This is a genomic window from Pontiella sp., from assembly GCF_041622395.1.
GTDB lineage: Bacteria > Verrucomicrobiota > Kiritimatiellia > Kiritimatiellales > Pontiellaceae > Pontiella.
Window position 1 is genome coordinate 1 of sequence record NZ_JBFJYW010000173.1, and the last position, 8,361, is coordinate 8,361.

7 protein-coding genes are annotated in these 8,361 nt (G+C 60.0%); all 7 read right to left on the reverse strand.

All coding sequences use genetic code 11. The features are described from left to right. Positions 1-614: 614 nt before the first annotated feature. The 7 genes from ppdK to ABYO54_RS10735 all read right to left on the reverse strand — a co-directional run bounded on the left by ppdK (position 615) and on the right by ABYO54_RS10735 (position 8,304). Positions 615-3,368 (reverse strand): pyruvate, phosphate dikinase, encoded by a 2,754-nt coding sequence (ppdK, locus tag ABYO54_RS10705; protein ID WP_372808241.1) that lies wholly within the window; start codon positions 3,366-3,368, stop codon positions 615-617. Between the two features lie 119 nt (positions 3,369-3,487). Further along, complete coding sequence (locus ABYO54_RS10710) at positions 3,488-3,670, reverse strand: hypothetical protein (RefSeq protein WP_372808242.1); 183 nt, start codon at positions 3,668-3,670, stop codon at positions 3,488-3,490. 84 nt (positions 3,671-3,754) lie between these two features. After that, complete coding sequence (locus ABYO54_RS10715) at positions 3,755-4,171, reverse strand: secondary thiamine-phosphate synthase enzyme YjbQ (protein ID WP_372808243.1); 417 nt, start codon at positions 4,169-4,171, stop codon at positions 3,755-3,757. A gap of 69 nt (positions 4,172-4,240) precedes the next feature. After that, positions 4,241-5,617: an argininosuccinate lyase gene (gene argH, locus ABYO54_RS10720; protein ID WP_372808244.1), complete on the reverse strand. Its 1,377-nt coding sequence runs from the start codon at positions 5,615-5,617 to the stop codon at positions 4,241-4,243. A gap of 57 nt (positions 5,618-5,674) precedes the next feature. Then, complete coding sequence (dtd, locus tag ABYO54_RS10725; RefSeq protein WP_372808245.1) at positions 5,675-6,130, reverse strand: D-aminoacyl-tRNA deacylase; 456 nt, start codon at positions 6,128-6,130, stop codon at positions 5,675-5,677. Positions 6,131-6,218: 88 nt separating this feature from the next. Further along, the gene (locus ABYO54_RS10730; protein ID WP_372808246.1) at positions 6,219-7,958 is read right to left on the reverse strand and encodes a P-loop domain-containing protein; all 1,740 of its coding nucleotides are present in this window, start codon (positions 7,956-7,958) and stop codon (positions 6,219-6,221) included. A 64-nt stretch (positions 7,959-8,022) separates the two neighbouring features. Then, the gene (locus ABYO54_RS10735) at positions 8,023-8,304 is read right to left on the reverse strand and encodes an FmdB family zinc ribbon protein (RefSeq protein ID WP_372808247.1); all 282 of its coding nucleotides are present in this window, start codon (positions 8,302-8,304) and stop codon (positions 8,023-8,025) included. Positions 8,305-8,361 lie beyond the last annotated feature (57 nt).

The window sequence follows — 8,361 nt, forward strand, 5'->3', positions numbered from 1 at the left end:
ATCGCCGCGCCTCCGGTAAAAATGGATGGGACTAAATTTTTGAAACAAAAAACCATATTTACCTTAAGCCCGGTATGTTAACCCCATTCCCATCCATTTTTATGAATAGATCAGGCTAGCCCAGCGCCCCCCACATTTCACACTTCATGAAGTGTGATATTGAAATGGCAAAAGACGCCCCCCTTGGGATGGCCGAAAGAAACCACGATCTCCGCACGGTCGGACGTTCCTTCGATCTATGTTCTTTTCAACTGGCCGCAGTTTTTCCTCTGTAGCCGCCGCTCCGTCAATCCGGTCTACATTTTGCAAACGCGCAAAGGCCCACGCCCGTATCTCAAACTCGCGGGCGGCGCCCACTTCAAGCTACGAAAGGCCATAGCAACCGCAAGGCGAATCGCATAGCGGCCTAGCCCGGCGCCACTCCCTACATTTCACACTTCATGAAGGGTGAAGATAACGGCGGAAGACGGGTCCTCCTTCCGCTTTCACACTTCATGAAGTGTGATTAACGACGAAAGAGCCCCCCCTTTCGGGATGATAGGAAGAAGCCGCCGCGCCACAAAAAAGCCCGTCGTGCGACGGGCTTTCCTCGATCCGGCCACATGTCCGGGGTTTTAGCCTTTGATGGCGGCCTGCGCGGCTGCCAGGCGCGCGATCGGCACGCGGTAGGGCGAGCAACTGACATAGTCGAGGCCGGCTTTCACGCAGAACTTCACGCTTTCGGGATCGCCACCATGCTCGCCGCAAATGCCGCACTTGAGGTTCGGCCGGGTTTCGCGTCCGAGCCGCACCCCCATCTTGACCAACTGCCCGACCCCGGTCTGGTCCAAATGCTGGAACGGATCGGACGGCAGGATCTTTTCGTTGAGGTAGTCGGGCAGGAACGAACCGATATCGTCGCGGCTGTAGCCGAAGGTCATCTGCGTGAGATCGTTCGTGCCGAAGCTGAAGAACTCGGCCGTATCGGCGATCTCGTCGGCCGTAAGCGCCGCGCGCGGAATCTCGATCATCGTTCCAACCATGTAGCTCACCTTGACCGTGGCCTTGGCAATGATCGCCTCGGCCTCTTTTCGGACGATCTTTTCAAGGAAGTCCAGCTCGGCCTTGGTTCCGATCAGCGGGATCATGATTTCCGGAAGCACCTTGATCGGCTTCTTCAATCTGGCCACCTTGCAGGCGGCGCCGATGATGGCCTTGGTCTGCATGACGCAAAGCTCCGGGTAGGTGATGGAAAGGCGGCAGCCGCGGTGGCCGAGCATCGGGTTGAACTCATGCAGCGACTGCACACGCTCGGTAACCTTTTTGAGCGGGACGCCGAGACGCTTGGCCATTTCCTGCTGGTCCTTCCGGGTGTGCGGAACGAATTCATGCAGCGGCGGGTCGAGCAGGCGCACGGTAACCGGTAGCCCGTCCATGGCCTTGAAGATGCCCTCGAAGTCCTTTTGCTGGTGCTTGAGCAACTTGGCCAGCGCGGCTTTGCGGGACTTTTCGTCGTCGGCAAGAATAAACTCGCGGATGGCCCAGATGCGGTCGCCCTCGAAGAACATGTGTTCCGTGCGGCAGAGGCCGATGCCCTCGGCGCCAAAGGCGCGCGCGGCGGTGGAATCCTTCGGGGTATCCGCATTGGTACGCACGTTGATGGTGCGGTTGGCGTCGGACCATTTGGAAACCTCGGCGTACATCTTGTAGATCGGATCCTTCTTGGCGGCGGCGTTGTTGTCGACCACGGCGGAAACCACCGGACTGACCTGCGTGGGAATCTGGCCTTCGTAGACCTTGCCCGTGGATCCGTTCAGGCTGATCCAATCGCCCGCCTTATAGACCTTCTCCCCGACGGTGACGGTTTTCTTTTTGTAGTCGATTTTCAGGTCGCCGGCGCCGCAGATGCAGCACTTGCCCCAGCCGCGCGCGACCACCGCCGCGTGGGAGGTCATGCCGCCGGTGGAGGTCAGCACGCCTTGCGCCGCCCACATGCCGCCCACGTCTTCGGGGCTGGTTTCGTGGCGGACGAGCACGACCTTTTCCCGGGGGTGCTTCTTGACTTCGGCTTCGGCCTCGTGGGCCTCGAACGTGATCATGCCCACGGCGGCTCCCGGGCCGGCCGGCAGGCCGGAGGTAATCAGCTGGGCTTTCTTTTCGGCCTCGATATCGAAGATCGGGAAGAGCAGCTGTTCGAGGTCCTCGCCGGAAAGCGTCATCAGCGCTTCCTTCTGGGTCAGGATCTTGGGCTGGTTTTCGCCGGTGAAGAAATCCTTGCCCGTCGCCATTTCGACGGCCCAGCGAACGCCGGCGAGGCCGGTGCGCTTGGCGTTGCGGGTCTGCAGCATGAAGAGCTTGCCTTCCTGTACGGTGAATTCGACGTCCTGCGGATATTTGTAGTGTTTCTCGAGGCGGGCCATGATCTTCTGGAGATCGGCATAGGCCTTCGCCCAAACCTTCGAATCCTCGTTCGGCATGTCGTCGAGATGCTTCGGCGTGCGGATGCCGGCCACGACGTCTTCGCCCTGCGCATCGATGAGGTATTCGCCCATCGGCATGCTGTGTCCGGTACCGCCGTCGCGGGTGAAGGCCACGCCGGTGCCGGATTCTTTGCCCATGTTGCCGAAGACCATCGAGCACAGGTTGACCGCCGTGCCCAGCAATCCGTTGATCTTGTTGATCTGGCGGTATTTTTCGGCGCGCTCGGAGTTCCAGGAACCGAAGACGGCGCGGATGGAAAGGTCGAGTTGCTCCATTGGATCCTGCGGGAAGGGCTTCTTGACCTTGTTCTGGTAGACCTTCTTATAGATATCGACGAGTTCCTTGAGCTGTTCGGCCGTCAGGTCGGTGTCTTCCTGGGCCTTGTATTTTTTCTTGATGGATTCGAGTTCGACCTCGAAGTCGTGGTGGGTCAGTCCGGTGTAGGGCCCCATGACCACGTCGCCGAACATGTCGATGAAGCGGCGGTAGCAATCCCAGCCGGTACGCGCGTTGCCGCACTGTTCGATGAAGCCGAGCACCGACGTGTCGGTCAGCCCGAGGTTGAGAACGGTGTCCATCATGCCGGGCATGGAGACGGCGGCGCCGGAGCGGACGGACACCAGCAACGGATCGGCGGGATCGCCGAGCTTTTTGCCCATGTTGTCTTCCAGCTTCTTGAGTTGCACCTTGAGTTGCTTTTCCATTTCGGGGGGATACTTGCCGCCGGTCTTGGAATAGTACGCGCATGCTTCGGTTGAAATCGTGATGCCAGGAGGTACGGGAAGGTTTGCGTTCGCCATTTCTGCGAGGTTTGCTCCCTTCCCCCCGAGGATCGCCTTCATGCTGGTATCGCCTTCGGTGAGTTCCTTCGAAACCCCGTAGAAATAGACATATTTTTTCTGGGCCATGCGTTTCTCCTTAATTGACAAGTAAATGCTTACGAACAAAAACAGTATATATTTAGCAGAGCAATAAACAGAGTCAAGAGCCCCGAAGGTTTATTACCCGACAACTAGGAGGCAGACGGTCAAGACAGGGCATAGTGCGCCGTGAGCAGGGCCACCGAAAGGCCCAGTTCAACGAATGCGATCCGCCGGATATCCAGCCCGCTCGCCAACTTCTGCCACTTCTCCTGAAAGAACAGGCCACACGCCCCGTCGATCATCAAAACGATGCCGAGCCAGAACAGAATGGAGGAGAACGTAGACATATTGCGCATCAAGCTTTCGGATCGAAGAAGCAAGCACTTAACGGCGACCGGGTGCCGGAATCCGGGGTTCCGCGAGCATCGCCCCTACCCACCGAGCACCGTAACAATGATTCGGCGGGTGCGGGGCTTGATATCGGCTTCCAGGTGGAACACCTGTTGCCAGGCTCCCAGCACCAGACGCCCGTTTGCCAATGGAATGGTGGTTTCCGGCCCCGCGAGCGAGGCCTGCAGGTGGGAATGGCCGTTGCCGTCGTGCCATTGGCGCTCATGGCCATAGTCGAGGCTCGGAGGAATCAGGCGGTCGAGCATTTCCGGCAGATCCCTTTCCAATCCGGGCTCGTATTCGATGGTGCCGATGACCCCCGTACTGCCCTCGTTGAAGACGTGCACAAGCCCGTTTTTAATGCCCGACCGCTCGGCAATGGCCTCGACCCGGCAGGTCAACTCGTGCATGTCGCGGTGGCCGGTCGTCTCAATCTGTATTTCTTCGCGGTAAAACATTTTCCCCCCATCGGTTGCAATGCAAGAGCCAAGGAACGCGAAGCGCGGCCATCGATTGACGGTCGTGCGTCACGCCACCGGATAGTTGACCCCCAACAAATCGGATGCCGCCTTGTTAAACGCCTTGCGCTCCTCCCGAACGGTTTCCTTTACGGTGGAGGAGCGGTCCTTGAAATAATCCCAGTCGAGGCCGAGCGGGGCGCCGAGATGGGTCTTGAGCTTGATCGCCTCGACGGGGTCGATGTTTTCGAGCTCGTGGAGGTTTTCCTTGATGTAGTGGTAGGCATCGCGGAACGGCATCCCCTCGCCCACCAGCTCCAGCGCGCGGTCGGTGGCGAAGACGTCCGGCGTAAAGCCATCGATCAACGCCTGGCGGTTGGCCTGGGTTGCTTCGACCATCGGGGCCAAGATGCGTAGGCAGGCCCGCGTGGTGGAGATGCCTTCCATGAACAGCTCCTTGGCTTCCTGCAGGTCGCGGTTGTAGCCCGTCGGCGATCCCTTGATCAGATCGTAAACGCCGAGCTCGGCCGCCTTGACGCGCGAGGCCTTCGCCCGCACCAGCTCGCACACATCGGGATTCTGCTTCTGCGGCATGATCGAACTGCCCGTGCAGAACTCCGCCGGCAGCTTGAAGTAGTCGAACTCCGGCATGGTGAACAGCATGAAATCCTGCGCCAGGCGCGAGAGCGTCAGCATGACCTGCCCCATGGCGCCGAGCACGATCGACTCCATCTTGCCGCGGCCGTTGTTGGCATAAAGCACGTTATGGGACGGGCGGCTGAATCCGAGCAGGTCGGCGGTCAGCTGGCGATCGATCGGCAGCGGGACGCCGTAGGAGGCGGCGGAGCCGAGCGGACATTGGTCGTTCAACTCGTAGGCATTGACGAGCGCCACGCAGTCGTCGAGCAGGCTTTCGGCGTGGGCGGTCGCCCACAGGCCGACGCTCGACGGCATGCCCGGTTGCATATGGGTGCGCCCGACCATCGGAACCGCCTCGTGCTTATGGCCAAACGCAACCAAGGCGTCCACCAGCGCGGCGGCTTCCTCCAAGGTGGCGAGCACCTGCTCCTTGGCATAGAGGCGCAGATCGACGGCCACCTGGTCGTTGCGGCTGCGGCAGGTGTGGATCTTCTTGCCGAGGTCGCCCAGTTTCTTCGTGAGCGTGCGCTCCACCGCCAGATGCACGTCCTGGTCGGCCAGCTCGATCGTAAACTTGTTTTTCTGGGCAAGCCCGATGATTTCCACCAAGCCCGCGATCACCTGCTTGCGTTCCTCTTCGCTGATCAGCTTCGGCTCCACGGGCATTTTGGAGAGCATGGTCACATGCGCCGCCGTCCCGATGCAGTCGACCGTGATCAGCGCATGATCCAGCTCCACGTCGCGTCCGGCCGTGAAGGCCAGCACTTCATTGTCGATGGTTCCAACGGTTGTCTTTTGCTTTGCCATAAATCACCTCAAATTGTTACCCATGAATAAACGTAAATACGGAAGGATTATCAACCCTTAATCCTTCGTTCGCCCGGTTGATTCGACGAGGATGGTGACGGGCCCGTCGTTGAGCAGCCCGACCTCCATTTCGGCGCCGAACCGCCCGGTGTGCGGCGCAAAGCCCCGGGCAACGAGCGCCGCGACATATTCGTTGTACAGCGCCTCGCCTTGGTCCGGTCTTGCGGCAGTGATGAAGCTCGGGCGATGGCCCTTGCTGCAGTCGCCGTACAGCGTGAACTGGCTGACGGAAAGGATCTCGCCGCCGATGTCGGCGACGGACAGGTTCATCTTTCCGCCGGCATCCTCGAAGATGCGCAAGCCGGCGGTTTTGCGGGCCAGGTAACGGGCATCGAAGACCGTATCGTCGTGCGACACGCCGACCAGCACCAACAGGCCCGGGCCGATTTCGCCGATGCGCTCCCCCGCGACCTCAACCGAGGCCTGCTTCACTCGCTGAACAACCAGTTTCATAAAAAGCCCAGGGTCGAAAAGTCGAAGGTCGAAAGCCGGCTCACTTGAGCGACCTTCGACCTTCAGCCCTGCGACATTCGACCGTCGGTTATTCCGTCACATGCGAAACGCGGAAGGCCGGAAGGCGGTTGAGCGCCGCGGCAACTTCGTAACGGCGCGGGCGGGCCAAGTCGCCGCGCGGAACACGCACGAGGGCGTTGAGGCCTTCGTTCGACAGGTCGCGGTCGACGAGGTCGAGGATTTCGCGCAGCGGATAGCCTTCGTCCATGTAGCGGAGCTTGGCGTAGTAGAGCACGAAACCGATGGCGCGGGCCTGGTCGGCGTCGGCGATCTGCTTGACGGCGTCGAGATCGACGATCGAGCGGCCGAACTGGAGATAGTCCTGTTCGTCGGTTTCGATGACGAGGTCTTCGCGGCCGATGCTCGGGTCGATGGAACTGGGCATGACCCAGCGCGAACGGCTGAGCATCGAGGAGAGGTTTACGGTGCTATCGACCACCGTGGAGGGGACGATGTCAAGGGCCTTGGCCGCTTCGGTGATATCGGAGATGCAGAAGTTTTCGATCTTCAGGATCTTGTCGGCAATCGGAATGAATTCGGCGACCAGGCTGCTGCCGGCCACGACCATCGAGATCCCGAGCTCGTCCACCATCTGGCGGGCACGGGCCGCCAGCGTGTTGCGGCTGGATTCGCCGAGCAACGGAGCAACCCGGGTATCGGACGAAAGGAAGGTGGAGGAGGAGCTGTGCTCATCGAACAGCAGTACGCGGGCACCGGCCTCGAGGGCTTCGACGGTGGACGCGGCTTGCGAAGTGAAGGCGCCGGCCGCCTTCGTGGAGTAGGAAACGGGGTTTCCGCCGTCCGGGAGCTCCTTTGCGAACGCCGAAATATCGACCTGCTGGATGGAGCGGCCGACTTCCGAGCGGATGCCGACGGCATCGGCAACGGTCACGACGTTTTCGCGGCCATCGCCGGGAACATGGTTGTAGATGCCTTGGGCAATGGCGTCCATCAGGTCGACGCGCCCGCTGTTGGACTCGCCGAGAATCAGCGTCAGTCCGTTCGGGATGCCGATCCCGCGCACGGTGCCGGAATGCGGCACTTCGACTTCTTCGAGCAACGGGGCATCCACTTCGACCGGGGAAAGCCGTTCATAGTCCGGCTGGTCGGTTCCGGCGATGCGGCTCACGAGCGCCCCCTCGGCGACGAAGGCCACTTGGCCGGAAGCCCCGAGGTACTGGCGGAGACGGTCGGCGTCTTCCATGTTGTTGACGTGTCCGTCGGCATCGGCGGTATCGATGTTGCAATAGAGCAGGCTGTTGCTGATGATTTCCGGCAGGTCTTCAAAGAAGATCTGCTGCGCCAATTCGCCATCGATCGCCGCCATCGGTTCGCCATCGACCACCGCCGTTTGAACCGGCAGGGCAATCTCGATGCGCACCTCGATGTATTCCTTGGTCAGCAACAAGGCGTTGCGGGGAAGAATCTTCTGATTGGGAGAGGAGAGGCCGATGTGGCGGCGGGCGATGCCGTTCTGGTCGAACTTGGCCAGCTTTTCGACGTTGGCGGCCAGGCGGCGAAGCAACAGGTCTTCCATGGCCGTACGGCGCACGGGACTATCGAACAGGTACTCGGGAATTTCAGCGATGGTCTGCGGGATACGGATGGTGAACACGGGCAAACTCGCATCTTCGGACTCGAAGTCGATGGCGGAGCACTTGATGACGTACCGCGAAAAATCGAAGTCGCCGACCATCTGGCTGTATTCGGAAACCGGATGGCCGTCCAAGCCCGCCAGCAAATTGTAGAATTCCTTCTTATCCTTCATAGTCCAATATCCTTCGTTTTATCAGTTACACAAACCATCCCAACCGGAAATCGCAATGAGTCGGTTACTGTGCCTTTTTAGGATCCTTTTTGGAAGCGGACTTTTTATCCTTTTTAGGGGCATCGCTCTTGGGCTTGTCGGCGGCGGCATCCTTTTGGTAGCCGGAGCTGCGGTAGTCGGTCAGATAGAAGCCGGACCCCTTGAACAAAAACCCGGCCCCGCCTCCGATCAGGCGGCGCACCGCGCCCTCGCATTCGGGGCATTCGGTCAACGGATCGGCAGACATGCTCTGGAAGGCCTCGAAATGATGGCCACACGCGGTGCATTCGTAGTCGTATGTCGGCATGGAATTCTCCTGTAAATCGTTCGAAAGAGGCGGAATCTAGCGCATTCGTTCCCGTTG

Bases quoted from the DNA above. Each gene is read 5' to 3' on its own strand.
- argH (WP_372808244.1), bottom strand. From the start codon at position 5,617: ATGGCAAAGCAAAAGACAACCGTTGGAACCATCGACAATGAAGTGCTG.
- ABYO54_RS10730 (WP_372808246.1), bottom strand. From the start codon at position 7,958: ATGAAGGATAAGAAGGAATTCTACAATTTGCTGGCGGGCTTGGACGGC.
- ppdK (WP_372808241.1), bottom strand. From the start codon at position 3,368: ATGGCCCAGAAAAAATATGTCTATTTCTACGGGGTTTCGAAGGAACTC.
- ABYO54_RS10710 (WP_372808242.1), bottom strand. From the start codon at position 3,670: ATGTCTACGTTCTCCTCCATTCTGTTCTGGCTCGGCATCGTTTTGATG.
- dtd (WP_372808245.1), bottom strand. From the start codon at position 6,130: ATGAAACTGGTTGTTCAGCGAGTGAAGCAGGCCTCGGTTGAGGTCGCG.
- ABYO54_RS10715 (WP_372808243.1), bottom strand. From the start codon at position 4,171: ATGTTTTACCGCGAAGAAATACAGATTGAGACGACCGGCCACCGCGAC.
- ABYO54_RS10735 (WP_372808247.1), bottom strand. From the start codon at position 8,304: ATGCCGACATACGACTACGAATGCACCGCGTGTGGCCATCATTTCGAG.